The organism is Hominenteromicrobium mulieris, assembly GCF_046197855.1.
In the GTDB taxonomy this organism is placed as follows: Bacteria; Bacillota; Clostridia; order Oscillospirales; family Acutalibacteraceae; genus Hominenteromicrobium; species Hominenteromicrobium mulieris.
Map to the genome: position 1 here is coordinate 1,800,985 of NZ_CP173188.1, position 25,566 is coordinate 1,826,550.

25 protein-coding genes and 4 pseudogenes are annotated in these 25,566 nt (G+C 49.5%); 22 read left to right on the top strand and 7 right to left on the bottom strand.

Annotated features, from left to right (window positions below; translation table 11 throughout):
• Positions 1-62 precede the first annotated feature (62 nt).
• The 3 genes from ACI0CA_RS08720 to ACI0CA_RS08730 form a co-directional block, all read right to left on the bottom strand.
• Entirely contained in the window at positions 63-2,309 is a 2,247-nt protein-coding gene (locus tag ACI0CA_RS08720) for a glycoside hydrolase family 3 C-terminal domain-containing protein (protein ID WP_446806925.1), read from the bottom strand.
• A gap of 136 nt (positions 2,310-2,445) precedes the next feature.
• Entirely contained in the window at positions 2,446-3,255 is an 810-nt protein-coding gene (locus ACI0CA_RS08725; RefSeq protein ID WP_176820512.1) for an amidohydrolase family protein, read from the bottom strand.
• A complete protein-coding gene (locus ACI0CA_RS08730; protein WP_446806924.1) occupies positions 3,242-3,883 on the bottom strand; it encodes an epoxyqueuosine reductase QueH in 642 nt (213 codons plus the stop codon). The genes ACI0CA_RS08725 and ACI0CA_RS08730 overlap by 14 nt, the downstream gene beginning before the upstream one ends.
• Positions 3,884-4,066: 183 nt before the next feature.
• Between ACI0CA_RS08730 and ACI0CA_RS08735 the strand changes: the two genes are divergently transcribed.
• Positions 4,067-4,540, top strand: a complete 474-nt coding sequence (locus ACI0CA_RS08735; protein ID WP_308450083.1) for a divergent PAP2 family protein — start codon at positions 4,067-4,069, stop codon at positions 4,538-4,540.
• Positions 4,541-4,682: 142 nt separating this feature from the next.
• On the opposite strand, the gene ACI0CA_RS08740 is transcribed toward ACI0CA_RS08735, so the two are convergent.
• The 3 genes from ACI0CA_RS08740 to ACI0CA_RS08750 are packed head-to-tail and all read right to left on the bottom strand — an operon-like array spanning position 4,683 to position 6,225.
• A complete protein-coding gene (locus ACI0CA_RS08740) occupies positions 4,683-4,892 on the bottom strand; it encodes a DUF4368 domain-containing protein (protein WP_308450084.1) in 210 nt (69 codons plus the stop codon).
• A complete protein-coding gene (locus tag ACI0CA_RS08745; RefSeq protein ID WP_308450085.1) occupies positions 4,889-5,824 on the bottom strand; it encodes a recombinase family protein in 936 nt (311 codons plus the stop codon). Before ACI0CA_RS08745 ends, ACI0CA_RS08740 begins: the two co-directional genes overlap by 4 nt.
• An 11-nt stretch (positions 5,825-5,835) precedes the next feature.
• Positions 5,836-6,225: a hypothetical protein gene (locus ACI0CA_RS08750; RefSeq protein ID WP_446806988.1), complete on the bottom strand. Its 390-nt coding sequence runs from the start codon at positions 6,223-6,225 to the stop codon at positions 5,836-5,838.
• A gap of 23 nt (positions 6,226-6,248) precedes the next feature.
• Here ACI0CA_RS08750 and ACI0CA_RS08755 point away from each other — a divergent pair, with 23 nt between their 5' ends.
• From ACI0CA_RS08755 to ACI0CA_RS08845, 19 genes and pseudogenes are all read left to right on the top strand, one after another.
• On the top strand, positions 6,249-7,193 hold the full coding sequence (locus tag ACI0CA_RS08755) for a DUF6017 domain-containing protein (protein ID WP_002604485.1): 945 nt from the start codon (positions 6,249-6,251) through the stop codon (positions 7,191-7,193).
• 36 nt (positions 7,194-7,229) lie between these two features.
• A complete protein-coding gene (locus ACI0CA_RS08760) occupies positions 7,230-7,703 on the top strand; it encodes a PcfB family protein (protein WP_002604484.1) in 474 nt (157 codons plus the stop codon).
• Positions 7,700-8,683 (top strand): annotated as a pseudogene (locus ACI0CA_RS08765) (type IV secretory system conjugative DNA transfer family protein); the annotation flags it as partial. The gene ACI0CA_RS08760 and the pseudogene ACI0CA_RS08765, both read left to right, overlap by 4 nt.
• A gap of 60 nt (positions 8,684-8,743) precedes the next feature.
• Positions 8,744-10,630, top strand: coding sequence for a DUF4368 domain-containing protein (locus ACI0CA_RS08770; protein ID WP_446806962.1), 1,887 nt, complete (start codon positions 8,744-8,746; stop codon positions 10,628-10,630).
• Positions 10,627-10,971 (top strand): TnpV protein, encoded by a 345-nt coding sequence (locus tag ACI0CA_RS08775; RefSeq protein ID WP_117481232.1) that lies wholly within the window; start codon positions 10,627-10,629, stop codon positions 10,969-10,971. The genes ACI0CA_RS08770 and ACI0CA_RS08775 overlap by 4 nt, the downstream gene beginning before the upstream one ends.
• A gap of 626 nt (positions 10,972-11,597) precedes the next feature.
• Complete coding sequence (locus ACI0CA_RS08780) at positions 11,598-12,122, top strand: hypothetical protein (RefSeq protein WP_015516227.1); 525 nt, start codon at positions 11,598-11,600, stop codon at positions 12,120-12,122.
• A 127-nt stretch (positions 12,123-12,249) separates the two neighbouring features.
• The gene (locus tag ACI0CA_RS08785) at positions 12,250-12,609 is read left to right on the top strand and encodes a DUF3847 domain-containing protein (protein ID WP_015524579.1); all 360 of its coding nucleotides are present in this window, start codon (positions 12,250-12,252) and stop codon (positions 12,607-12,609) included.
• Positions 12,575-14,071 (top strand): MobQ family relaxase, encoded by a 1,497-nt coding sequence (gene mobQ / locus ACI0CA_RS08790; protein WP_308450115.1) that lies wholly within the window; start codon positions 12,575-12,577, stop codon positions 14,069-14,071. Before ACI0CA_RS08785 ends, mobQ begins: the two co-directional genes overlap by 35 nt.
• A complete protein-coding gene (locus tag ACI0CA_RS08795) occupies positions 14,068-15,939 on the top strand; it encodes an AAA family ATPase (protein ID WP_118511749.1) in 1,872 nt (623 codons plus the stop codon). The genes mobQ and ACI0CA_RS08795 overlap by 4 nt, the downstream gene beginning before the upstream one ends.
• A gap of 143 nt (positions 15,940-16,082) precedes the next feature.
• On the top strand, positions 16,083-16,241 hold the full coding sequence (locus ACI0CA_RS08800; RefSeq protein ID WP_117534626.1) for a transposon-encoded TnpW family protein: 159 nt from the start codon (positions 16,083-16,085) through the stop codon (positions 16,239-16,241).
• 41 nt (positions 16,242-16,282) lie between these two features.
• Positions 16,283-17,113 (top strand): annotated as a pseudogene (locus ACI0CA_RS08805) (VirD4-like conjugal transfer protein, CD1115 family); the annotation flags it as partial.
• A 67-nt stretch (positions 17,114-17,180) separates the two neighbouring features.
• Positions 17,181-17,309, top strand: a pseudogene (locus ACI0CA_RS08810) (Maff2 family mobile element protein); the annotation flags it as partial.
• 636 nt (positions 17,310-17,945) lie between these two features.
• Entirely contained in the window at positions 17,946-18,422 is a 477-nt protein-coding gene (locus ACI0CA_RS08815; RefSeq protein ID WP_446806613.1) for a pyridoxamine 5'-phosphate oxidase family protein, read from the top strand.
• Between the two features lie 460 nt (positions 18,423-18,882).
• Positions 18,883-19,281, top strand: coding sequence for a plasmid mobilization protein (locus ACI0CA_RS08820; protein WP_446806612.1), 399 nt, complete (start codon positions 18,883-18,885; stop codon positions 19,279-19,281).
• Positions 19,253-20,875, top strand: coding sequence for a relaxase/mobilization nuclease domain-containing protein (locus ACI0CA_RS08825; RefSeq protein WP_446806611.1), 1,623 nt, complete (start codon positions 19,253-19,255; stop codon positions 20,873-20,875). Before ACI0CA_RS08820 ends, ACI0CA_RS08825 begins: the two co-directional genes overlap by 29 nt.
• Before the next feature lie 187 nt (positions 20,876-21,062).
• Positions 21,063-21,269 carry a hypothetical protein gene (locus tag ACI0CA_RS08830; protein WP_009255336.1) on the top strand — a complete coding sequence of 69 codons (207 nt, stop codon included), beginning with the start codon at positions 21,063-21,065 and terminating at the stop codon, positions 21,267-21,269.
• On the top strand, positions 21,259-22,005 hold the full coding sequence (locus ACI0CA_RS08835; protein ID WP_035291939.1) for a phage replisome organizer N-terminal domain-containing protein: 747 nt from the start codon (positions 21,259-21,261) through the stop codon (positions 22,003-22,005). The genes ACI0CA_RS08830 and ACI0CA_RS08835 overlap by 11 nt, the downstream gene beginning before the upstream one ends.
• Positions 22,002-22,844 (top strand): ATP-binding protein, encoded by an 843-nt coding sequence (locus ACI0CA_RS08840; protein WP_446806610.1) that lies wholly within the window; start codon positions 22,002-22,004, stop codon positions 22,842-22,844. The genes ACI0CA_RS08835 and ACI0CA_RS08840 overlap by 4 nt, the downstream gene beginning before the upstream one ends.
• 13 nt (positions 22,845-22,857) lie before the next feature.
• The gene (locus ACI0CA_RS08845; protein ID WP_446806609.1) at positions 22,858-23,040 is read left to right on the top strand and encodes a transposon-encoded TnpW family protein; all 183 of its coding nucleotides are present in this window, start codon (positions 22,858-22,860) and stop codon (positions 23,038-23,040) included.
• A gap of 57 nt (positions 23,041-23,097) precedes the next feature.
• Here the strand turns inward: ACI0CA_RS08845 and ACI0CA_RS08850 are convergent, their stop codons facing one another.
• The gene (locus ACI0CA_RS08850) at positions 23,098-23,487 is read right to left on the bottom strand and encodes a DUF5301 domain-containing protein (protein WP_446806608.1); all 390 of its coding nucleotides are present in this window, start codon (positions 23,485-23,487) and stop codon (positions 23,098-23,100) included.
• A 242-nt stretch (positions 23,488-23,729) separates the two neighbouring features.
• Here ACI0CA_RS08850 and ACI0CA_RS08855 point away from each other — a divergent pair, with 242 nt between their 5' ends.
• Both ACI0CA_RS08855 and ACI0CA_RS08860 read left to right on the top strand, forming a co-directional pair.
• Positions 23,730-25,343, top strand: a complete 1,614-nt coding sequence (locus tag ACI0CA_RS08855; RefSeq protein ID WP_446806607.1) for a recombinase family protein — start codon at positions 23,730-23,732, stop codon at positions 25,341-25,343.
• An 85-nt stretch (positions 25,344-25,428) separates the two neighbouring features.
• Positions 25,429-25,524 (top strand): annotated as a pseudogene (locus ACI0CA_RS08860) (Maff2 family mobile element protein); the annotation flags it as partial.
• Positions 25,525-25,566: the final 42 nt, after the last annotated feature.

Sequence of the window (25,566 nt, forward strand, 5' to 3'; positions counted from 1 at the left end):
AAAATTCACGGCAACGCCGCGGATAAATTTCTGCGGTGCTGTCGGTGGTTTATAAATTTAATTCATGCGTTAAGCTGCTTCAGGAGCATCTCACCTGCGCCGGCGGGCACGCTGTCGCCGCCAAACGATAACAGCGCACGCAGCGGCATTTCCGCCATCATACGCGCCATGGCCTCGCCCATGCCGATGTCGTCCGCATCTGCCTGTGCAAGCGGGTTCTGTGCCATCATCTTGCCGAGAATCTCGCGGCCGACGGGACTTTCCATAATCTCTTCAATCGTGGAATTCATTGTGTAGACGCGCTTAATCTGCGTAGTAGAGGTGACGTTCACCGTCGCGGTGCAGGCGATGTCGCGGCTGGATTTTGCCGCCATAATCGTATAGTCGCCGGACTCAACGTACCAATCGGAAATATCGGTGCGGTAGTACGCGAACGCACGCTTTGCAAGCGTAAAGATGACGGTCTTCTCCTCACCCGGCTCGAGTTCGATCTTTTCAAAACCGCGCAGCTCTTTTACGGGACGAATGGTGCGGCTTTCCGGCATGCCGACGTACAGTTGCACGACCTCTTTGCCCTTCACCTTGCCGGTGTTGCGGACGTTGACGGAGACGGTCAGCGTATCGGTATCTTTCATCTCGGACTTATCAAGCGTTAAATTGCTATATTCAAATGTCGTATAGCTGAGGCCGTAGCCGAACGGGAACAACACGTCCATGTTCTTTTTGTCGTAGTAGCGGTAACCGACAAATACACCCTCGCGATACTCGGTCTTATTCTGCTCATCGCCGAAGAAATAGAGGTACGAGGGGTTATCCTCCAGACGGCGCGGGAACGTTTCCGCGAGTTTGCCGGAAGGGTTCACATCGCCGAACAGCAGGTCGAGCGTCGCGGTGCCGACGGCTTCACCGCCGAGGTATGCGTACAGCACGCCGCGCACGTCATCAATCCACGGCATGGTGATGCAGCCACCACACATGACGACGACAACGGTGTTTTTCTGCACTTCGGAAACAGCTTTGACGAGTGCTTCGTGGTTTTTCGGCATCGAAAGCGTGCGGCGATCCATGCCCTCGGACTCCATGGCGTCCGTGATGCCGACGAACACAACGGCAATATCGGCGTTCTTTGCGGCCTCCTGTGCTTCCTTGAGGAGCGCTTCGTCGGACTCTGTGGTGTTCGTATCGTAGCCGGGCGCGTAGGTGACATCGAGCCCCTTTGCAGCCTCGAGCGCGCTTGTGACCTTATAGGAGTTCACATGCGAGCTGCCGCCGCCCTGAAAACGCGGAGTCTCCGCAAACTTGCCGATGAACGCAAGTTTCTGGCTGCGCTTTAATGGCAGAATATCATCATTTTTGAGCAGAACCATGGACTCATCTGCAATCTTACGCGCTTCTTCGTGGTCGGCTTCAAAATCAATCTTCGTTTCGGGCTGCTTATTTTCGGTGTATTTGAGAACGATGTTCAAAATGCGCTCCACAGCGGTATCGAGCACCTTGATATCGAGCGTGCCGTTGTTGACTGCGTCAACGATCTGCTTGTCGTTTGCGGCGTTTTTGCCGGGCATTTCAAGCTCCATACCGGCTTCAAGGCACTTTACGCGGTCTGCGGTGGTCGCGCCCCAGTCGCTCATCACGTAGCCGTCAAAGCCCCACTCGTCGCGGAGAATATCGGTCAGCAAGCGCTTGTTTTCAGCGGCGAACGTACCGTTGATACGGTTATACGAGCACATAATCGTCCACGGCTTCGAGTCCTTTACGGCAGTCTCAAACGCAGAAAGGTAAATTTCGCGCAGGGTGCGTTCATCAACGACGCTGTCGCTGGACATGCGGTTGTATTCCTGACTGTTGGCAGCGAAATGCTTCACGCTGACGCCGACATTCTGGCTCTGCACGCCATTTATGTAGTTTTTGGCAAGCTCGCCGGTGAGGTACGGGTCTTCGGAAAGATACTCAAAATTGCGGCCACCGAGCGGAGAACGCTTGATGTTGATGGCCGGGCCGAGCAGAACAGAAAGGTCCTCCGCCTGGCAGGCGTGGCCAAGCACTTCACCGGAGCGGCGGAACAGCTCGCGGTCGAATGAGCACGCCATGCAGGAGCCTGTGGGGTAGCTGGTAGCGGGCACGCTGGCGTTGAGGCCGAGGTGGTCGGCGGCGTCAGACTGCTTGCGGATGCCGCACGGGCCGTCCGAGACCATGACGGATTCAATGCCGAGGCGCTGCGGAGTATCGAGATGCCAGAAGTCTTTACCGGAGCAAAGCGCGGCTTTCTCTTCCAGCGTCATTTGAGAAATGATCGATTTCACATCCATACAAACAACTCCTATGACTGATTTGAGTTCAGTATAGCACACTTTCGCGAAAATTTCCATAGACAATTCAGAAATTTTGTTGACTTTATTGGTAGAAAGATATTATAAAAGCCGATACGATTACATCGGCTTTTCATCACAATTTGAATAGTTTCTCAAAATTATCATAAAGCATTTTTCGGTTCTCTTCCTCCCCGTAGGCGAGTGCGAAAAAGCGTTCGAGCTCCTTTTCGTGCGTCCACATGGGGAAATCCGTGCCGAACATGACTTTATCCATACCGAAATGTTCAATGCTCCTTCTTGCTTCGTCCGGGTTCAACACAAACAGCGAGCTGCTGGTATCGACCCACACGTTCGCACCTTTTAGGCACGCTTTGGCTTCATCCCAGCGCTGGTAACCGCCGAGATGCGCGGCGATGCATTTTAATTCCGGCAGCTTTTCGAGGACATTCGCAAGCTTCTTCGGCGCAGAGAGCTCGCTTCTGGCGTCACCCATGTGAAATAAAATCGGCAGATCGCGCGCCATGCAGGCTTTGTAGACCGGCAGCATTTTTTCGTCATCGATGGCAAAGCCTTGAAAATCCGAATGCAGCTTGATGCCGTGCAGGCCGAGCGCCTGAATTTCATTGAGCTCTTTTTCGACGTCCTCAATGTCCCGGTGCCATGCGCCAAGGCCGACGAACTTCGGGTATTTTTCGCATTTGGCCGCGATGAAACGATTGATGGAGCCAACCTGCTCCACTTTTGTCGCAACGGAGCAGACGAGAAATTTATCGAATCCTACGGCGGTGCCCTCTTCGTTTAAAACGTGCGGTAGGCCAACCTCCGCCATGGGAAGATCATAAAAACGGCCAACGTTTTCGGTCGCCTTTTCCGCAATCTTGCCGGGGTAAATGTGGGCGTGCGCGTCGGCGGCACGGTACAAAACGCCGTTATGCTTCACCATGTGCCTTCGCCTCCCTTTCTTTTTTCGAGAACACACAGCCACAGAAATCCTGCCGATATAGGTTATAGTCTGCCGAAAGCTGAATGGAGCGCTTATAGCCCTCCTGTTTTTTGAAATCGGACGGCAAGTGCGGCACGCCGTATTCTTCTGCAAGCGCTTCGCCGATCTCGTTTAGCTTCTGCGCGTTTTTCAGCGGGCTGATGGACAGCGTTGTCGTGAAAAAGTCAAAATGATGCCCTGCGGCATACTTTGCCGCTGCTTCCACGCGCAGCTTGTAGCACGCAAAACAGCGCTCGCCGCCCTCCGGGATGTGCTCAAGCCCGCGCACGGCGGTGAAGAATTCTTCCGGCACGTAAGGCAGATCGACAAGCGCTACTTCCTTGGTGCATGGCATTTCGGAGATAAGCCGCTTTAACTCTGCTTCCCTTTTTTGATACTCCGCCTCCGGATAGATATTGGGATTATAAAACAGCACGGTAATTTTAAAATGCGCTGTAAGCTTCTCCAAAACGGCGCTGGAGCACGGCGCACAGCACGCGTGCAAGAGCAAAGTCGGCCGCTTTTCCTTGTGCGTAAAGGTTTCGATGAGTGTATTCAGTTCTTTTGCGTAGTTTCTTTTATTAGCCATGACTTTATTTTAGCACCGAAGCCCCGTTTTCGCAAGATATGTATACTCTTTATCACAAATTTCTTACAAATCCGCCGTGTGAATTGACAATATTGCCGTTTCGCGGTAAACTATATGTATCAAATTGTGCTCATACGGCGCATTTCGGTGTTTGTGTGCCGTTTTACAGAAAGGTTTCGTGACATGTTTGATTTTTCTATATTGATTTCCAACCCGCTCATCAACGTCGCTGTTGTTTCGTGGTGTGCGGCACAAATCTTAAAGACCAGCATCCATCTTTTTAAACACGGCGAATTTAAGAAAGAGCGTCTCTCCGGCGCAGGCGGCATGCCAAGCTCCCACTCGGCGGTAACGTGCTCGGTGCTGCTGACCTCTTACCTGATCTACGGCTTTTCCTCCCCGATCTTCGCCATGGCGTTCGTGCTGGCACTCATCGTCATGTACGACGCGACCGGCGTACGCTGGGCGGCGGGTCTGCACGCAAAAGCCATCAACTACATTGTGGAATATTTAGGCGATGAGAACACCAAGGACAAAGACCAACTGAAAGAAATGATCCCGAAGCTGAACGAATCGCTTGGCCATCGCATGATCGAGGTGGTGTGCGGCGCGCTGCTCGGATTTGCGATCTCGCTCATCGGGTACTTCTGCTTCTAAAATTCAATTTGCATGAAAAAACGTTGCACGGAGCTTAGCCATGGGCTAATAAGGCAGTATTTAAGGAATTATGGTGTAATCCCGATAAAGGGGGGGTTACACCTTTTCTTTATTTAAGCGGATTTTTCCGCTTTTTTCTGTTTTACTCTTTCCATTGTATTAATAAGCTGCTGCTCTGTTGGGATGTCAAATAACCCGACTGCCGTAAAAAAATATCCACTTTAACATTATTGTGAGAATGTTTCTTCTCATCGTTGTAAAGTTCAATACGCTCAATAAGTTTGTTTACAACGGTCGGAGTAAGCTGTTTCATCTCTGTAAATTCCATAAGCCCTTGATAGAGCATCTTCATATCAACAGTTTGCTTTTGAAGTTCAATGAGAGCTTTTTCATTTTCCTCAACCTCTGATATAAGTCGCTTTTGCTCAGCTTCGTATTCATTTGCCATACGGGAATAACGCTCATCGGATAACTTACCGAGAGTATTATCCTCATAAATTCTTGAGAATTTGGAATAATCTGATAATCATCTTGACATTTCTCAATTTTCTTATGCACTTTGTAACTGACTGTTGTACTCTTACCGTTTACGGTACAGCCGGTATATTGTCTGTTTTCAAGAATGTGAGCAACACTTTTGGAACTCCAACCATAAATATTGAGCGGTATAGGATTACTTGTTTTCTTGCCTACGGAATTGAAATATGCTGTCGGTGTAAGCACTTTTTCGGCTTCAAGCTGTCTGGCAATTTGTGACGGACCTTTACCCGAAATGCAAAGATTAAATATCTTTCTTACAATTTCAGCCGCAGGCTCATCTATGTACCATTGCTCCTTGTTACCTTCGATTTTCTTGTAACCGTAAGGCACTGTTGAAGAAATCCTCATACCCTTTGAGGCTTTCATTTCATTAACGGCACGGATTTTCTTTGAAGTTTGTGCAGCATACCATTCGTTAAAAATGTTATGAAACGGCATCATTTCCGTTCCCACACCTTCTGTGGTATCAACGTTTTCTTGTATGGCTATGAAATTTACACCCAAAGTCGGATAAACAATTTCTGTGTAGTGACCGCAAAGCAAATGCTCTCTGCCGAAACGAGATAAGTCTTTTACAATTACGGTTGACACCTTACCTCCTCCAATAAGGCTTTCCATTTCCTGAAAACCGGGACGGTTAAATAATGAGGTGTGATAGCGATAGCGGCAAAAAGCTAATAAAATCAATGGTTTTGCGGACAGCGGATAGACAGGGAATGTGTTAAAAACTGAATACGCACACAAGCGGCGTTACCTTAACCCCTTTTGGGGAGAAAGTAACGCCGTTTTTTTATGCCCGCAGGAAAGGAGGCGCAGCCGGAATGTATTTCACAAAGGGCAAGCAGCGGGCGTTTGAATTGCTCATGCAGCAGAAGCCGGGATTTGACCGCTATCAATCCGGTTGTGCCGGAGATGATGAAGATTGCGGCACTTGCCGTTTCTACCGCCCCGGGTGGAAATATGAGTTTTGCGTTTTCAAAGAGTGTCCCTATTGCCCCGGCAAAAGGACGCGGAAAACGCACGCCAGCATGGACAAATAGACGGGCAAAAGCCCTTGTGCCATGCGGCTTTGCAGACGCGAAAACGGCAAAGGGCATATTGCAATACCAAAACAGCCGAAAACGGCTTTCTAATTGTCCACGCATACCAAGAGAGGAAGTGAGGAAATATGGCAGTTTTCAGAGTGGAGCGAAATACGGGATATACCGTTATGAGCAACCACCACTTGCGAAACAAGGAATTGTCCTTAAAGGCAAAGGGCTTGTTGTCGCAAATGCTTTCGCTGCCCGAAGATTGGGATTATACCCTTGCGGGCTTATCCCATATCAACCGGGAGAAGATCGACGCAATCCGCGAAGCGGTAAAGGAACTCGAAAAAGCCGGATATATCGTGCGCAGCCGGGAGCGCGACGAAAAGGGACGCTTGCGGGGCGCAGATTACGTCATATACGAGCAGCCGCAGCCGCGAGAGCCGGAAGCAGCTACCAGCGGCGGACAGCCGCCTATATTGGATTTACCTACATTGGAAAATCCAACATTGGATAATCCAACGTTGGAAAAACCTACGCAGGAAAAACCTACGTTGGAAAATCCAACGCAATTAAATAAAGATATATTAAGTAAAGAACAATCAATTACTGATTTATCAAGTACCGATTCCATTCCTTTCCATTCCCTAAACCCCTTGCCCTTTGCGCATGGCGAAGCGGCTACGCCGCCGGAAAGGAAAAGAACGGAAGCGAAAAGCAATAGCGCAGTAGAGATTTACAGGGAGATTATCAAGGACAATATCGAATACGACCATCTCATTCAAAACTGCAAAATTGACAAAGACCGTTTGGACGAGATTGTTGACCTTATGCTGGAAACCGTCTGCACAGCCCGAAAGACAATCCGTATTGCCGGGGACGACTACCCCGCCGAATTGGTGAAATCCAAGTTTTTGAAGCTGAACAGCAGCCATATTGAGTTTGTTTTGGATTGCATGAGGGAGAACACAACCAAAGTGCGCAACATCAAGCAGTATCTAAAAGCGGTGCTGTTCAACGCGCCGAGTACCATTGACAGCTACTATACCGCCCTTGTCAATCACGACTTATACGGCGGCGAATGAGCATAGCCGCACTTTACCGGGAAAGGAGTTGATACCTTGCAGGAGGAAGTAACCCAAAAAACGATTGCCCTATACGTCAAAGTGGGAAAAGGCGCGGCGCGGCTTACCGAACAGGCGTTACAGAAAGCAATCCAAAAGTTTTTGGAGCAGAAAAGCAAACCCGCGCATGGGAAACAGACCATGCGGCAGCTTATGAAGCAGAACGCGGGTGTTTCCAACATCGAGATCACCGACAGCAATATTAAAGCCTTTGAGAGTACGGCGAAGAAATACAACATAGATTTTTCGCTAAAAAAGGTTAAGGGCGAGCAGACCCGTTACCTTGTGTTTTTCAAAGGCCGGGACGCGGACGTTATGACCGCAGCGTTTCAAGAGTTTTCCGCAAAGAAGCTGAACCGGGAGAAAAAGCCCTCTATCCGCAAAGCCCTTGCCGCTGCAAAGGACAAGGCGAAGCAGCTTAACGCCGCCCGCGACAAGGTAAAGAAAATGGACAGGGGGCGCGAGATATGAAGCAGATCAACTACAAAAAGCTGATACTTCCGAATATCCCCTATGTGTTCTTTGTCTATCTCTTTGATAAAGTCGGACAGGCGGTGCGGCTTGCCCCCGGCGCGGATATTTCTGCAAAGATACTGAATATCACACAAGGATTTTCCGCAGCCTTTGAAAACGCCTTGCCGAGCGTTTACCCGTTGGATTTGCTTGTCGGCATTGTCGGTGCGGTGATTATCCGCTTGATAGTCTATGTCAAAGGGAAAAACGCGAAGAAATACCGCAAGGGCGCGGAGTACGGCTCTGCCCGATGGGGAAACGCCGAAGATATAAAGCCCTACATAGACCCGGATTTCCAAAACAACATCATTTTGACGCAGACGGAACGGCTTACCATGAACAGCCGCCCGAAGCAGCCGAAGTACGCGAGAAATAAGAACGTCGTCGTGATCGGCGGCAGCGGCAGCGGAAAAACAAGATTTTTTGTCAAACCTAATCTAATGCAGCTTCATTCCTCTTACGTCTTAACCGACCCGAAAGGTACGGTTTTGATTGAGTGCGGGAAGCTGCTGCAACGGGCGGGCTACCGCATTAAGGTACTGAATACGATTAACTTCAAAAAATCTATGCACTACAACCCCTTTGTGTATATCCGCAGCGAGAAAGATATTTTGAAGCTGGTAAATACGTTGATAGCGAATACCAAAGGTGAGGGAGAAAAAAGCGCGGAGGATTTTTGGGTAAAGGCAGAACGGCTTTTGTATTGCGCGTTGGTGGGCTACATCTGGTACGAAGCCCCCGCCGAGGAAATGAACTTTATTACCCTGTTGGAACTTATCACCGCCAGCGAAGCCCGCGAGGACGACGAGGAATATCAAAGCCCCGTCGATTTGCTGTTTGCCGACTTGGAAGAACGCGACCCCGACCATTTCGCGGTGAAGCAGTACCGAAAATATAAATTGGCGGCGGGTGTTGTATGCTCTAAAAGACTTCTTAATCAAGCGGTTGGGAAGTCTCTTAGAACACACAACCTAAAACCGAAGAAAGGAGCGCAAGTTATGAGAAAAAACGAGAAAATCACAGCTCTGTACGAACGATTGAGCCGTGATGACTTTGGCAAAGATGATGACCAACAGCGTGAGAGCAATTCCATTTCCAATCAAAAAGCTATGTTGGAGGAGTTCGCCGCACGGCAGGGCTTTACAAACATTGTCCATTTCACGGACGATGGTATCAGCGGCACTTGTTTTGACCGCCCCGGATTTTTAGCCATGATGAAAGAGGTTGAAGCCGGGAATGTGGAATACCTCTGTATCAAGGACATGAGCCGCATGGGTCGTGACTATCTGAAAGTCGGTCAGATTATGGAAACCCTGCGTCAGCGTGGCGTTCGCCTTATCGCCATCAATGACGGCGTGGACAGTGCCAGAGGTGATGATGATTTTACCCCTTTCCGCAACATTATGAACGAGTATTACGCCAGAGATACCAGCCGTAAAATCCGTTCCACTTTCCAGTCCAAAGGCAAGTCCGGCAAGCACCTCACAGGCACGGTCATTTACGGCTATCTTTGGAACGAAGCAAGAGACCAATGGTTGGTTGACCCCGAAGCCGCCGAGGTGGTCAAGCGCATCTTTGCCATGACGATTGACGGCTACGGTCCGTATCAGATCGCCAGCAGGCTGAAAGAAGAAAAAGTCCTCATTCCGTCCGCTTACCTTGCCCAGCACGGCGAGGGCGTGAACAAAAACAAGACTTTCAAAGATGTGTACGGCTGGGGTTCTTCCACCATCTGCAACATTCTTGAAAAGCGTGAATATCTGGGACACACCATCAATTTCAAGACCCGCAAGCACTTCAAGGACAAGAAAAGCCATTATGTCCCGGAGGACGAATGGACAATTTTCGAGAATACCCATGAGCCTATCATTGACCAGCAGACCTTTGACCTTGTGCAGAAAATCCGTGGGAATGTCAGACGCTACCCGGACGGCTGGGGCGAAGCAGCTCCCCTCACAGGCTTGCTTTATTGTGCCGATTGCGGCGGCAAGATGTATGTCCACCGTACCAACAACGGCAAGCGTATTTCTCAATATACCTGTTCCCAATACAGCAAAGTCCCAGTTGGAAAGCTCTGCACGACACAGCACCGTATCAATGAAGATGTGGTACTGTCCCTTGTTTCCGAAATGCTCAAAGCTATTGCCGAGTATGCCAAGCATGACCGAGCCGAGTTTGTCCGTGTGGTGCAGGAAGCGCAGTCCAGCCAGCAGACAGCAGAGGTTAAGAAACAGCGGATACGCCTTGCCACCGCAAAGCAAAGAGTTTCCGAGCTGGAAGTCCTGCTCTGCAAAATCTATGAGGACAACATTTTAGGAAAGCTGTCTGACAGCAGATATGCCACTCTGGACGCTCAATATGAAAAGGAGCAGACCGAGCTTACCGCTGAAATCTCTGTTCTGGAAAAGGCTATCAAGAGCTACGAGAAGCACGAAAAGGACGCTGACCGTTTTATCGCTCTGATTGACAAGTATGAGAACTTCGACAAGCTGACGATTGCCATGCTCAATGAGTTTATTGAGAAAATCCTTGTGCATGAGCGTGACCGCAAGGGCAGTATTCAGACCACACAGGAGGTCGAGATTTACTTCAATTTCGTGGGTCGTTTCGTTCCCCCTGCGTTTGGAGAAGTGGAGCTGACCCCGGAAGAATTAGAGGAAATCCGCAAGCGTGAGGAACGCAAGGACAGGCTTCATCAGAACTACTTGAAGCGGAAAGCCAGCGGAGCGCAGAAGCGATACGAGGACAAAATCAAGGGGAGAAAAAAGGCAGAAATCGAAGCCAAGAAAGCCGCCATTCGTGCGGAGGATATTGCAAAGGGCGTGTTCGTTCCCGTCAGCAGTTTACCGCAGAGAGAGCCGATGAAAGGAGTACAAACAGCATGAATATCACTTACACACGGAACGGCGATTATCTTATCCCGAACATCATTATCCGCAAGACCAAGCCCATCGGACACTACGGCAGACTTCGCAAGGCGTATCTAGAAATGCACCGCCCGATACTGTTCAATGAACTGGTGCTATCCGACAAGCTCTTTGAACATTGCGCCGAGATTGAAGAAGCGGCACGAAACCGCATGGAGCTGATCGTGCGGTCACTGGCAGAGCAAAACGGCGTGACCGAGCAACTGAAAGCTGAAAACCAAATGGAATGGGTGCGGCAGATGAACGCTTGCAAGGCGCAGGCAGAGGAAGTTGTGAAAGCAGAGTTGATTTATAATTGAGCGAGGAAGTCCGGGCAGAAAACTGTTCGGACTTTTCTCATATAGTCCAAAGTTGCGGTAGAATTGTTCACAAGTTTTATGGTATAATTTGAATACGAAATTGAGCAACAAATCGGAAGTTCAATGTGAGGAAAATTAGATGAAGAAAAAGTCTTATTGGTTAAGTATTAGTGTGTTCGTATTGATACTGATATGGACGGTTTATTATTATGCAATGCAGTACACAGGAGGATTTGCAGACTTAAAGGACTCTATTGTTTGTGGGATTGCAGGTTTGATATGTATCGTATTTATCGTGAAAAGAACTATTGACTTTTTGAAAAACAAAAAATCGTAAAATTTCAGTTTGTCGCACTGATAAAACCCCTTTAGGAACTAAAGGGCGCACTTCTATACTCTCTGTCGAGAGTAGTGCGTCCTGCGGAGCTTCATTCTCCGTCAGCAGAAGAAAACTGCATGACCGAGAATGTTGCGTCACTTCGTTCCGTCAAGGTGGCTACACCCCCTTGCGCCGCTAAAGCGGCTATCCCCTGTGGACTTGCCGTCCGCAAACGGTTTTGACAAACCGTTCGCCGCCAGCAAGTTTGAAAATCAAGAATCTTAATTTGATAAAGGAGTGTGATTCTATGAAAAAGAAATTACCCATAATCCTCTTGGGTGTTATTTTGGCTTGTGTGTTGGTTTTCGGTTTCCTTTATGCAAACAATGACATTGGTAAAACCGCAAACAGTTTAGAAGCAGACATTCGCCAATCTCAAAAAATTTTGGATGATTGGATTGTTGATGGAAGCATTTCCGACACAATGGCTGCATTTATTTCTTACCCACAGGACAAGACAGACCACACTTTTTCTGTCTATGTAAATCGCCCTGGCTTGTCTTTTGGATATTTCTTCCGTGGTGGTGGAGATATAGTTGAGGTTGATGATTACATTGCAGAGTTTGTTGTTGAGGGAAATAACGAAAGGGCATTTATCTCAATGAATACCCAAAATATTGTTCGACTTGAAGTAGATGATGGCAACGGCATTCAGGTGATTGATATTGATAGTGGCAAGCCTTTCGCCATTGTCCTGCCCCTCAATGTAGGAAACATCTGTTTCTATGATACGAATGGAAATGTTGTGGAATATCTTCGCCAACAACTTTGACCAACTTCAATTTACCGAACTGAACACAACAACTGAATACCGAAAAACTGACCGTTGACTGGTCGCAATCTGCGAAAAGTTGACGGTCTTTTTTTATCCCAAAAATCAAAAAAGGAGGTCAATCACAATGACAAAACCGAAAACCCTTGAACAGCTCCGAGCCGAAAAGGAACGAGCCGAGACGCAGCTTGCACAGGAGAAGCACAAGCTCAACCGTCTTGAGAACAGAAAGAAATATCTGGAGAAAGGCGAAAGGCAGAAACGCACCCATCGTCTTTGCAATCTGGGCGGCACGATTGAGAGCCTTGCCCCGGAGGTCAAAGATCTCACACGCACCGAAATGACAGAGCTGATGGAGTACATCTTTTCTCTGTCCGAAGTCCAGCGAGCCGTCCGTCACATGGCGATTACTCACACCAACCAAGCGAACAGAGAAAAGGAGTTGAAAGCCGATGGCACTATTTCATCTGAGCGTCACGCAGACTAAGCGAAGCGCAGGACAGTCCGCTATTGCTTCTGCCGCCTACCGTGCCGGGGAGCGATTGTATAGCGAGTATTACGGCGAATACAGCGACTACACCCGCAAGGGCGGCGTGATCTGCTCTGACATTCTCTTGCCGTCCCATGCACCGCCAGAATACGCAGACCGCCAGACCCTATGGAACGCCGTGGAAAAAGCCGAGCGTGGAAAGAACGCCCAGCTTGCATACAGCTTTGACATTGCCTTGCAGAATGAATTTTCCCTTGAGGAAAACATCGCTCTTGCAAGGCGATTTTTATTGGAGAACTTTGTGAGCCGTGGCATGGTGGTTGACTTCGCCGTACACCAGCCAGACCGGGAGGACGGCGGCATACCAAACCCACACTTCCATGTGCTTTGTCCCATCCGCCCCATCGAGCAGGACGGTAAATGGGGGCTAAAGCAACGACGAGTGTACGAGCTGGACGAGGACGGCAACCGCATCCGAGACCAGAACGGCGAGTATGTTTTCAATGCCGTTCCCACTACCGACTGGGGCAGTCCCGAAACGCTGGAACATTGGCGGCAGACATGGGCGGAACTATGCAACGCCAAGTTTGCGGAGAAAGGTCTTACTGTCCGTATCGACCACCGAAGCTATGAACGGCAGGGCGTGGAGCTTCTTCCCACCGTCCATGAGGGCGCAACCGTCCGGGCAATGGAGAAGAAAGGCATACGCACCGAGAAAGGCGAGTTCAACCGCTGGATCAGAGCAACCAATGCCGTTATCCGGGACATCAAGAAGAAAATCGCTCTCCTGTTTGATTGGATTGCCGAAGCAAAAGCGGAGCTTGCCAAGCCGCAGGCACCCAACCTTGTTTCTCTGCTGAACGCCTACTACACCCAGCGCAAAGCCGGGGCTTATTCCCAGAAAGGCAAAATCAGCAACCTAAAGGAGATGAACGAGACTTTCAATTATCTCCGGGCAAACGGCATTTACAACCTTGAAGATTTGGAAAGCCGTGTCAATGAACACAGCTCCACCACAGAGAGCTTGAAGAAAACGCTGGACGGGCAGACCGCACGAATGAAAGAAATCAAGCAGCTCTATGACAGCTCCGCTGCTTTCCAGAACTTGAAGCCTGTCTATGACGGCTTGCAGAAAATCAAGTTTGAGAAGCCCAGAGCCAAGTACAAGGCAGAGCATGAAGCGGAACTGATACAGTTCTACGCCGCCAGACGAAAGCTGACCGGGGAGTTCCCAGACGGCAAGGTGGATATGAAAAAGCTGTCCGACGAGTATGACGAGCTGGAACAGGCGCACGAAACCACCTATGGCGAGTTTAAGGCTGTCAGAGACGATTTACACCGCCTTTGGAAGGTCAAGTCATGTGTAGATACTGCCGCCCGATTTAACGAGCGCACAGAGGAACAAAAGCTCCAAAATCGACCCCAAACACGACAGAAAAAGGAGGAACTATCCCGATGAATTACACCCAAGCACAGATTGACCGGGCAAACGCCGTCAGTCTGGAAGATTTTCTCCGCACACAGGGAGAGACACTTATCAAAAGCGGACGGGAATACCGTTGGAAAGAACATGACAGCCTGACCGTCCGGGGAAACAAGTGGTTTCGCCACAGCCAGAGCAAGGGCGGCTATCCCATTGATTTCGTCATGGAGTTTTACGGCAAGTCCTTTCCCGAAGCTGTTCAGATGTTGACAGGCGAAAGCGGCGAGGGACAGACCGAAGCCACCACAGCACCGCCCACAGCGTTCCACTTGCCCTTGCACAACCGAACAGCCGATAGAGCAATTCAATATCTTTGCGAAAGCCGAGGTCTCAACAAAACGCTTGTTGAGGCTTTTCTTCTTTCCGGGGATATTTACGAGGACGCAAAGCGGCACAATGTTGTGTTTGTCGGCAGAGACCGAAGCGGTACGCCGAGATACGCCCATGTGCGAGGAACGGCAGACCCATTCAGACAGGACATTGCCGGGTCTGACAAGTCCTATCCGTTCCGCTATGAGGGAAACGGCAATCAGCTCTTTGTCTTTGAAGCACCGATAGACCTTTTGTCCTTTATCTGCCTTTACCCGCAGGACTGGAAAAATCGAAGCTATCTTGCCCTGGGCGGCGTTTCGGGCAAAGCCCTTGACCGTTTCCTTTCTGAACGCAAGGACACCCGAAAAGTGTTCCTCTGCCTTGACAGCGACACCGCAGGAAGCGATGCCTGTACCCGACTGGCACAGTCCATTCCCGGCGAGATCGCCGTCATTCGCCTTGTCCCGGCAAGGAAAGACTGGAACGATGTTCTCCGTCAGCAAGGGGACATTCCCAGCCGCAAATTCATAGCCGAGACAATCACGCTGCGAGAGCTGCCCACCGCCCAGCCTGTTCCCATGCTCCGCATGGCAGATGTGGAGCTGACGAGCGTGGATTGGCTATGGTTTCCGTATATCCCCTTTGGAAAGCTGACGATCATACAGGGCAACCCCGGCGAGGGCAAGACCTACTTTGCCATGCGCCTTGCGGCGGCTTGCACCAATCGAAAGCCTTTACCCGGTATGGAGACCCTTGAGCCTTTCAACATCATCTACCAGACCGCAGAGGACGGTCTGGGCGATACCGTCAAGCCCCGACTGATGGAAGCGGAAGCAGACCTTGAAAGAGTGCTTGTCATTGACGATAGGGACACACCGCTGACCCTTGCCGATGAGCGCATAGCAAGGGCAATCAGGGAAAACAACGCAAGGCTGGTTATCATTGACCCGGTGCAGGCGTTTCTGGGCGCAGATGTGGACATGAACCGGGCAAATGAAGTCCGTCCCATTTTCCGCAGTCTGGGAGATATTGCACAGGCTACTGGGTGCGCTATCGTGCTGATAGGGCACCTGAACAAAGCCGCAGGAACACAAAGCACTTACAGGGGCTTAGGGTCTATCGACATTACGGCGGCAGTCCGCAGTCTGCTCTTTATCGGCAAGCTGAAGGACAGCCCCACAACGAGGGTGCTTATCCATGAGAAAAGCTCCCTTGCGCCGCCCGGACAGTCCCTTGCCTTTTCTCTGGGAGACGAGAAAGGCTTTGAATGGATAGGAGCTTATGACATTACCGCTGACGAGCTTCTTGCCGGAACAGACACCGCCAAGACCGAGAGCAAGACCGCACAGGCGCAAATGCTTATTCTGGAACTGCTTGCGGACGGAAAGCGTATGCCGAGTGCAGAGTTGGAAAAGGCAGTCAATGAGCGTGGGATTTCCTCACGCACCATGAGAACGGCAAAGAGCCGTATCGGGGACAGACTTGTGACCGAGAAAGACGGCACAGCATGGGTCTGCTATCTCCGAGACTGACAACAGGAACACGGCAAGCGTGGCAAAGACGGCAAGGTTTTTATAGATACCTTAATGTTGCCGCCTTGCCTTCTTCCCTCATACCGATCACCGCCCGATGATGAAAAGTCACCGGGCATTTTTTATTTACAGGAGGATTTTGAATGAACAATACCGCAACCAACAGTACCCCTTGCCCGACTGTCAGAAAGCAGATTGGCAAGACCACCTATATCGTCCGTGTCCATTTCAGCGAGACCGCCAAGGAGACGATGGAGGACAAAATCAAGCGTATGCTCCGTGAAGAAGTCCGCAAAATGTGACTTCTTTTTGAATTTGATGAAAAAGTCCTTGACTTTTCGTCTCTGGCAAAACCGCAAAATCAATCCTCATTTCTTGCGGTGCGAGGCTCGCTCCTTTTGATATAAAGGAATTGCGCGATCTTATGTCCTACGACGAATTAGAACTTGACACGTTAGGCGACAGAAAAACAGCTTTGTTTTTGATTATGAGCGATACGGACAGCACGTTTAATTTTGTTATCGCTATGCTGCAATCGCAGTTATTTAATCTCTTGTGCGACAAGGCCGACGACGAATACGGCGGCAAGCTGCCGGTTCATGTTCGCTGCCTGTTAGACGAGTTTGCAAACATTGGACAAATCCCGCAGTTTGAAAAATTGATTGCCACAATCCGCAGCCGGGAAATCTCGGCTTCTATCATTCTGCAATCGCAGAGCCAGCTAAAAGCCATTTACAAGGACGCGGCAGAAATCATACTTGACAATGCCGACAGCACCTTGTTTTTGGGAGGGCGCGGGAAAAATGCAAAGGATATTTCGGAGAACTTGGGACGTGAAACAATCGACAGTTTCAACACTTCCGAAAATCGCGGCACGCAGGTTTCTCATGGCCTCAATTATCAGAAATTGGGAAAGGAGTTGATGACACAGGACGAAATCGCAGTTATGGACGGAGGAAAATGTATTTTGCAGTTGCGCGGCGTGCGCCCCTTTTTCAGCGATAAGTACGATATAACGCAGCACCCGAACTACAAATACCTTTCCGACTTCGACAAGAAAAACGCTTTTGACGTTGAACGGTATATGTCCACCCGTCCGGCAATCGTAAAGCCCGACGAACCCTTTGACATATACGAAATAGATTTGTCCGACGAGGACGCAGCCGCCGAATAAAAACGGCGGCATTTTTATTTCCAACAACATTTTTTGAGCCGTTTTAGCGGCAGAAAGCGAGGTTTATATGGATTTTTTCAACAGCGCAGTTGACGTATTGCAGACTTTGGTAATCGCGCTTGGCGCAGGACTTGGCATTTGGGGCGGCATTAACCTCATGGAGGGGTACGGCAACGATAACCCCGGCGCGAATGCTCATGTACGGTAAAGAAGCAAGCAACCGAAAACAAGAGATAGACCGCCAGCACCACACTATTCCGAACCAAAGAAAACAAAGACCAAAAGACAAGCATTGTGGAAATGTGCATAACAGGTTATGGAATCATGGATAACTCTATTCACAGAACATGGAAAAGTTAAAGTGCTGCTTTCCCACATTCTGCAAACAGAGTTACCCACAACTCCATAAGACAGCCAGTTATACACATTCCTACAATGCCGACTACTACGGAATCCCTCTCATACCTATCTACAAAAACACGATAAGGATTCAATACCTTAATTTGGAAATATTTGTTGGCAGAAAAAATACTTGCGTGCGCACGCATATTGATGTATAATGAGTTCTGATTGGAGGTATATATCTATGCAACTATTAAAATGGCTTTCCGTAACAGACCGATTTTACAAAATCTATTTGGACAAGCAACTTGCCCCCTATGGAATCAACAACAGTCAATATAGATTTTCGTATCGAAATATGATAGAATGAAGCCAGTTACAAACATGAATTGACCGAGCTCTTTAGAGCGAAAGATGCTTCTTGTCCTAAGGGCAAGAAGATGGAACAGAGAAAGAGGTTAACAACTTAGAATTTTCGGAGGTAATTTCAATGTTTAGATCAATTAGAGAAAAGAGAAATGAAATCAGCACAGACGAAGCGAAAGAACTGCTACGTTCTTCTCGACGTGGTATACTGGCAGTTAACGGTGATGATGGTTATCCCTATGCGATACCGATCAATTATCTATATGATGAAGATGCGCATAAGATTGTTTTCCATGGAGCCAAAGCAGGCTATAAGGTGGATTGTTTGAAAGTATGTGATAAGGTTTGCTTTACTGTATATGGTAATGAACGCATTCAGGAAGAATCGTGGGCACCATTTCTTCAAAGTACGGTTGTCTTTGGACGCTGCCACTTAGTCGAAAATCAGGAAGCCACAATGATGCTGATAAAGAAATTTGCGATGAAATATTATCCTGATGAAAAGCTGGTAGATGAAGCAGTGGCATCATCCGGAAGAGCCGTTCAGATGTTTGAAATTGAAATAGAGCATATGAGCGGAAAAGAAGTGCAGGAACGATGAATTCCAATTTGCCGAACTGAAATAAGCAAATACAACTGAATACCCGCCGCCGTCATAGCGGCACATACAAGCAGTAAATCTGAAAAAGGTTTGCTGCTTTTTTTGCGCCCATTTCTCCTAAAGTGTGCAGCGTTGAAAAAAGTTTGCCGTTCCGTTTGGCAAAATCGCAAGTTGTCCGTAGTAGGACATAACAGGAGAAATTGAGTAAAAAGTACGCCGAGCCGGAGCGTGCTTTTCTTAGAGCAAGATTCTACCGCAGTACCAAATTTCGCTGTTTGCTCATTTTGTCCTTGCGGGAATCTTGTTGGGGAGTGCCTTCCCCAAACCCTGCTTATGCGGCTTGCGCCGCTTGAAAATCCTCAAAAATCTTTTTCAGATTATTCAAAAACAGTTCCGCTTTACACCCTGTTTTTCTCCTATTAGTGAGAGGACACCACGCACAGAAAGGAGGTCACAGACCATGCCGAAGAAATACAACACGCCCCACCGCAGCCGGGTAGTCAAGACCCGCATGACGGAGGAAGAATACGCCGACTTCACGGAGCGTTTGCAGCCCTATGACATGAGCCAATCCGAGTTTATCCGGCAAGCTATTTCACGGGCGGTCATTCGCCCCATTGTTACCGTTTCCCCGGTCAATGATGAACTGCTTGCCGCAGTCGGGAAGCTGACCGCCGAATATGGCAGAATCGGCAGCAACCTCAATCAGATTGCCCGGTATCTGAACGAATACGGTGTGCCGTACAACGCCCTGTCCGGCGAAGTCCGAGCCGCCATTTCCGACCTTGCAGCCTTGAAGTTTGAAGTCTTGCAGAAAGTAGGTGAAGCCGTTGGCAACATTCAAACATATCAGCTCTAAAAATGCCGACTACGGGGCAGCCGAGCAGTACCTTACCTTTGAGCATGACGAGTTTACCATGAAGCCTACCCTTGATGAAAACGGGCGGCTTGTCCCCCGTGAGGACTACCGACTTGCCACGCTGAACTGCGGTGATGAGGATTTTGCCATAGCGTGTATGCGCTCCAATCTCCGCTATGGCAAGAACCAAAAACGAGAAGATGTGAAGTCCCACCACTATATTATCAGCTTTGACCCACGGGACGGAACGGACAACGGTCTGACCGTTGATAAGGCGCAGTCGCTGGGCGAGGAATTTTGCAAAGAGCAGTTCCCCGGACATCAAGCCATTGTCTGCACCCACCCGGACGGGCATAACCATTCCGGCAACATTCATGTGCATATCGTTATCAATTCCCTGCGGATTGAAGCTGTTCCGCTTCTGCCCTACATGGACAGACCAGCGGACACAAAATGCGGCATGAAGCACCGCTGCACAGACGCAGCTATGGAATATTTCAAGTCCGAAGTCATGGAGATGTGCCACCGGGAAAATCTGTATCAGATTGACCTCTTGCATGGCAGTAAGAACCGAGTGACCGAGCGTGAATACTGGGCGCAGAAGAAAGGGCAGCTTGCCCTTGACAAAGAGAACGCCGCCAGAGAAGCCACCGGACAGCCGACCAAGCCCACCAAGTTTGAAACGGACAAGGCGAAGCTGCGCCGGACGATACGGCAGGCACTTTCCCAAGCTGGCAGCTTTGACGAGTTTGCTTCCCTGCTTTTGCGGGAGGGCGTAACTGTCAAGGAGAGCCGGGGGCGGCTTTCCTACCTCACGCCGGACAGGACAAAGCCTATCACAGCCCGGAAGCTGGGGGACGATTTTGACAAGGCTGCTGTCCTTGCCCTGCTCACGCAGAACGCCCACAGAGCCGCCGAACAGACCACAGCCATACCCGAATACCCCCACACCCAAAAGGAACGCTTGCGAGAGGAAAAAACCGCAAAAACCGCCCCGGCAGACAACACCTTGCAGCGCATGGTTGACCGGGAAGCCAAGCGAGCCGAGGGCAAGGGCGTGGGCTATGACCGTTGGGCTTCCCTGCACAACCTCAAACAGATGGCGGCTACTCACAACTTCCTCATGGAGAACGAACTGCTTGACCTTGACAAGCTGGACGCAGCCGTGGAGAGCAGCCGGAAAGCTCTTTCCGAAGCAAGGGAAAGTCTGCGGGGCATTGAGCAGAGCATTTCCGACAAGAAAAATCTGCGAAAGGTTGTCAACGATTACCGCCGCACCCGTCCCACCATTGACGCTCATAAAAAACTGTCCGGCAAGAAAGCGGAAGCCTACTACCGGGCAAATGAAGCTGATTTTATTATCTATGAAGCCGCCCTGCGCCAGCTAAAGGTGCTTGCACGTGGAAAGAAGCTGCCCTCCATTTCCAAGCTGAATACGGAGATTGAAGCCCTCATTTCCGAGAAAAACGCAGCCTACAACACCTACCGCACCGCCAAAGCCGAGTATGAGCAGCTTGCCACCGCCAAGCACAACGCCGAGCAGATACTGCACGGCACTCCGAGCCGTCAGAAAAAGCACGAACAGGAGCGTTAAAAACCGCCCCGAAATGATACCGAAACCATACAAAAGTCTGGGGGTATAGCTTACCCTATCCGCAATACCCCTGACCTTTCCAACGGGGCTTACAGGGCAGATTTTTCCCGAAAATGACACCGGGAACATACAGATTTTGCCCCTGTCCCCTCATACCCGACCAAACCGAAGAAAGGAGCGTTTTTTCATGCCGAGAATGAGCAAGAAGCGGCGGCTGGAATGGGCGTTCTTCCTCAATGAGCGAAACCGCATTACTTTCAATGCCCTTTGCCGGGGCTGTACCCATGACTGCAAGCAGAGTTTTAGGGCTATCGTGGTACTCTGCCCCCGGTATTATTCAAAGAGATGGAAAGCCCGCCCCACAGATAAGGAGAACCAAGATTATGTCAGATAACCGCAAATATTATTACCTCAAACTGAAAGAAAGCTATTTTGACGATGACGCTATCGTGCTGCTGGAAAGTATGCAGGACGGTATGCTGTATTCCAATATCCTCTTGAAGCTGTACTTAAAATCGCTGAAATACGGCGGCACTTTGCAGCTTGACGAAAATATCCCCTACACCGCCCAAATGATAGCCACCATTACCCGCCAGCAGGTCGGCACAGTCGAGAGGGCTTTGCAAATCTTTATGAAGCTGGGGCTTGTTGAACCGCTGGACAACGGGGCTTTGTATATGAGCAATATCGAGCTTTTCATCGGTCAGTCCTCTACCGAGGGGGAGCGTAAGCGCAGGGCAAGAATGAAGATTTCAGAGCAAAAACGGCTTAGTGGACAAGTGTCCGAAGCAAAAGCGGACATTTGTCCACCAGAGATAGAGATAAAGAAAGAGATAGATATAGAGATAGAAAAAGAGAGAGAGTCAGAACAGGGACGAGCCGCCCCCGCCGCTTACGGCAGATACAAAAATGTGATTTTGACAGAGATGGAACTTTCCGAACTGCAAGCAGAACTTCCCGGCAAGTGGGAGTATTACATTGACCGGCTATCCGGCTATATCGCTTCCACCGGGAGGAAATACAAGAACCATGCCGCCACTATCCGCAGATGGGCGGCTGACGATACCGCTAAAGCTGCCCCGAAACAGGGCATACCCGATTACAGCTACAAGGAGGGAGAAAGTCTATGAAGCCAGCTTTTGAAGATACGAATTTACAGATACCAGCAGTCACCGCCGAGCCGGAGGACTACACAGGTGAGGACGGTCTGCTCTACTGCGGCAAGTGCCGGACACCGAAAGAAGCCTATTTCCCGGCTGACAAGATTGCCCTGTTCGGGCGTGACCGCCACCCGGCAGAATGTGACTGCCAGCGGACGCAGCGCATGGAGCGTGAAGCCGCTGAACAGCAGCGCAAACACCGGGACAAGGTAGAAGAACTGAAACGCCGGGGCTTTACCGACCCGTCTATGCGGGAATGGACTTTTGCCAATGACAACGGCAGAAACCCGCAGATAAAAACGGCGCATAGCTATGTTGCGAAATGGGAGAAAATGCAGGCGGGCAACCACGGTTTGCTTTTATGGGGCAGCGTCGGCACAGGGAAAAGCTACCTTGCCGGGTGCATTGCAAACGCCCTCATGGAGCAGGAAATCTCCGTGAAAATGACGAACTTTGCCGCTGTCCTTAATGACCTTGCCGCCACCTTTGAGGACAGAAACGAATATATTTCCAACCTCTGCCGCTATCCGCTGCTTATCATTGATGATTTTGGAATGGAGCGTGGCACAGAGTACGGTCTGGAACAGGTTTACAATGTGATTGACAGTCGTTACCGAAGCGGCAAGCCGCTGATCGTCACGACCAATCTAAGCCTTGACGAGCTGAACAATCCCCCGGACACCGCCCACAAGCGGATTTATGACCGGGTAACAGAGATGTGTACCCCTGTCTGCTTCTCCGGCGTGAACTTTCGCAGAGAAAAGGCACAGGAGAAAATGGAACGGCTGAAAAAGCTGATGAACGATTGAAAGGAGTTTGCCTATGACAGATAAGAACCCGCATACCAAGCACAGCATGAAAAGTACCGCCCCCGCCGACTGCGTGACGGAAATCCGCATAGGGAACTCTGTTCTTGTGGTGTCCGGCTTTTTCAAGCAGAGTGCCACAGAAACCGCAGCCGACAAAATGGCTAAGGTGCTGGAAGCGGAAGCTGCTACAAAATGAGGGCATGGAAAAGCGGTCATGCCCGGAAACATGACCGCTGAATGGATAAGTTAAATTTTAGTTTGTTTCTTGCAACCGTTCGTACAGCTGACTGTCAATTTTATAAATTCCTTGATAAGGCTGTTCGATATAGTGTTTTCCGTTTTCCTCATAGGCAAAAATGGTGCTTGTTCCTGTTTCAAACTGAAAATCAATCTTGATATAACTTTCAGTCTGCGGAAAATCTTGAACACTTTGCTTACTGGTTGGTTCAGAACTGGAAATGTCAGAAATTATTTCACTTATCCAAGTTGTGTCTGAATGATTTGTGGTGTTTTCCCCAACAGTTACATCAACAGATGTAATGTCGCTTGTTTGGGGCAACTGAATGGGAGCAGCTTTTTTCCCACACGCAACTAAAGTTAAAATGCAAGTCAGACATAAAAACAAAGAAATATATTTTTTCATAAGCCTTTTACCTCGCTAATTCAATTTTTGCCATTATAACACAGCAGAATGAAATGGACTATCAAATAAAAGTAAAATATTTATGAAGTTGAATCTGCGTGATAACCCTAACACAAAAAAACGTCATTTTGACGGGCGGTAAAGAAGCACTTTTTACACTTTGCCGCTATACAAGCCGCCCCGCTGTATGGTACAATCGAAGTACGGAATAGTGGGGCTGGCTGTCGGAAACGGAGGAAACCATGTTAAGACAGACAACCCAAAACCTTATTACCGCCCTTTATCCGAGATTATCCCATGAAGATGAACTGCAAGGAGAAAGCAACTCTATATCTAACCAAAAGCGCATTTTGGAAACCTACGCCAAGCAGAACGGTTTTACCAACCTCTGTTGGTACACGGATGACGGTTATAGTGGTGCGAACTTCCAAAGACCCGGATTTCAAGCCATGCTTGCAGACATTGAAGCCGGGAAAGTCGGCACAGTCATCGTCAAGGATATGTCCCGTTTAGGGCGAAATTATCTACAGGTGGGAATGTATACAGAAATGCTTTTCCCGCAGAAAGGCGTCCGCTTTATCGCTATCAATGACGGAGTGGACAGCGCAATGGGCGACAACGATTTTACCCCGCTGCGTAATCTTTTCAACGAATGGATGGTGAGAGATACGAGCAAAAAAATTAAGGCAGTTAAGAAAGCAAAAGGCATGAGCGGCAAGCCTGTTACCAGCAAGCCCGTGTACGGCTACCTCATGGACGAGGACGAAAATTTCATCATTGACGAGGAAGCCGCCCCGGTAGTCAAGCAGATTTACCAACTCTGCCTTGCCGGAAACGGGCCTACCAAGATAGCCCGTATGCTGACCGAGCAGCAAATCCCCACGCCGGGGACGCTGGAATACCAGCGCACAGGCAGCACACGCCGCTACCACCCTGGCTATGAATGTAAGTGGGCGACCAATACTGTTGTTCATCTTCTGGAAAACCGGGAGTACACAGGCTGTCTTGTGAATTTCAAGACGGAAAAACCATCCTACAAGATGAAGCACAGCGTAGACAATCCCATTGAGAAACAGGCGATTTTCGAGAACCACCATGAGCCAATCATCGACTTGCAGACATGGGAACGGGTGCAGGAGTTACGCAAGCAGCGCAAACGCCCCAACCGCTACGATGATGTGGGCTTGTTCTCCGGCTTGCTGTTCTGCGCCGACTGCGGTCATGTGATGTACCAGCAGCGGTATCAGACCGACAAGAGAAAGCAGGATTGCTACATCTGCGGCAGCTATAAGAAGCGCACCACCGACTGTACGGCGCACTTCATTCGCACCGACCTTTTGACGGCGGGTGTGCTGGACAATCTGCGGAAAGTGACCGCCTATGCACAGAAGCACGAAGCCCGGTTCGTGAAGCTGCTTATCCAGCAGAATGAAATGGGCGGCAAGCGGAAGCTGGCGGCGGCAGCCAAGCAGCTTGAACAGGTGCAGAGCCGCATTGCAGAACTTTCCCGCTACATCAAGCGTCTGTATGAGGACAATGTAAACGGGAAAATCAGTGATGAGCGTTTCATGGAAATGTCCGCAGACTACGAAGCCGAGCAGCGGGAACTGAAAGACAGAGCCGCCGCTTTGCAGGGCGAGCTGGACAAGGCACAGGAAGCCACGGTAAACGCTGAAAAGTTTATGAGCGTTGTCCGCAAGTACCTTTCTATCGAAGAACTGACACACACTCTTTTGCGTGAAATGGTGGAGAAAATCGTTGTCTATGAATGTGAGTATGACGAGAACGAAGTACGCCGCCAGCGCATTGATATTTATTACAGCTTTGTCGGCAAGATTGACTTGCCCGAAGAATAAGCCCGACCTATCCGACACCCTGCGCAAGTGCCGGATAGGAACGGCAAAATTTTTTACACTTCTATTACTTCTTTATCACACATAAGCAAAGTCGCAGGGCATGAAACAGTTGATGGCGGGCGGCGGCGTTGCCCTTATCGGCCTTACCCTTGTCCCGCTGCTCTCCGGCCTGTTTGGATAATGCCACAAACTAACACTACCCGCCGCGCTCTCCCGCTTCACG

Coding starts and splice junctions, on each gene's coding strand:
- ACI0CA_RS08830 (WP_009255336.1), top strand. CDS start 21,063: ATGCCGAGAATGAGCAAGAAGCGGCGGCTGGAATGGGCGTTCTTCCTC.
- ACI0CA_RS08770 (WP_446806962.1), top strand. CDS start 8,744: ATGAGAAAAAACGAGAAAATCACAGCTCTGTACGAACGATTGAGCCGT.
- ACI0CA_RS08855 (WP_446806607.1), top strand. CDS start 23,730: ATGTTAAGACAGACAACCCAAAACCTTATTACCGCCCTTTATCCGAGA.
- mobQ (WP_308450115.1), top strand. CDS start 12,575: ATGGCACTATTTCATCTGAGCGTCACGCAGACTAAGCGAAGCGCAGGA.
- ACI0CA_RS08840 (WP_446806610.1), top strand. CDS start 22,002: ATGAAGCCAGCTTTTGAAGATACGAATTTACAGATACCAGCAGTCACC.
- ACI0CA_RS08755 (WP_002604485.1), top strand. CDS start 6,249: ATGGCAGTTTTCAGAGTGGAGCGAAATACGGGATATACCGTTATGAGC.
- ACI0CA_RS08725 (WP_176820512.1), bottom strand. CDS start 3,255: ATGGTGAAGCATAACGGCGTTTTGTACCGTGCCGCCGACGCGCACGCC.
- ACI0CA_RS08845 (WP_446806609.1), top strand. CDS start 22,858: ATGACAGATAAGAACCCGCATACCAAGCACAGCATGAAAAGTACCGCC.
- ACI0CA_RS08735 (WP_308450083.1), top strand. CDS start 4,067: ATGTTTGATTTTTCTATATTGATTTCCAACCCGCTCATCAACGTCGCT.
- ACI0CA_RS08850 (WP_446806608.1), bottom strand. CDS start 23,487: ATGAAAAAATATATTTCTTTGTTTTTATGTCTGACTTGCATTTTAACT.
- ACI0CA_RS08835 (WP_035291939.1), top strand. CDS start 21,259: ATGTCAGATAACCGCAAATATTATTACCTCAAACTGAAAGAAAGCTAT.
- ACI0CA_RS08815 (WP_446806613.1), top strand. CDS start 17,946: ATGTTTAGATCAATTAGAGAAAAGAGAAATGAAATCAGCACAGACGAA.
- ACI0CA_RS08795 (WP_118511749.1), top strand. CDS start 14,068: ATGAATTACACCCAAGCACAGATTGACCGGGCAAACGCCGTCAGTCTG.
- ACI0CA_RS08820 (WP_446806612.1), top strand. CDS start 18,883: ATGCCGAAGAAATACAACACGCCCCACCGCAGCCGGGTAGTCAAGACC.
- ACI0CA_RS08785 (WP_015524579.1), top strand. CDS start 12,250: ATGACAAAACCGAAAACCCTTGAACAGCTCCGAGCCGAAAAGGAACGA.
- ACI0CA_RS08800 (WP_117534626.1), top strand. CDS start 16,083: ATGAACAATACCGCAACCAACAGTACCCCTTGCCCGACTGTCAGAAAG.
- ACI0CA_RS08775 (WP_117481232.1), top strand. CDS start 10,627: ATGAATATCACTTACACACGGAACGGCGATTATCTTATCCCGAACATC.
- ACI0CA_RS08730 (WP_446806924.1), bottom strand. CDS start 3,883: ATGGCTAATAAAAGAAACTACGCAAAAGAACTGAATACACTCATCGAA.
- ACI0CA_RS08740 (WP_308450084.1), bottom strand. CDS start 4,892: ATGAAGATGCTCTATCAAGGGCTTATGGAATTTACAGAGATGAAACAG.
- ACI0CA_RS08750 (WP_446806988.1), bottom strand. CDS start 6,225: ATGCGTGGACAATTAGAAAGCCGTTTTCGGCTGTTTTGGTATTGCAAT.
- ACI0CA_RS08780 (WP_015516227.1), top strand. CDS start 11,598: ATGAAAAAGAAATTACCCATAATCCTCTTGGGTGTTATTTTGGCTTGT.
- ACI0CA_RS08720 (WP_446806925.1), bottom strand. CDS start 2,309: ATGGATGTGAAATCGATCATTTCTCAAATGACGCTGGAAGAGAAAGCC.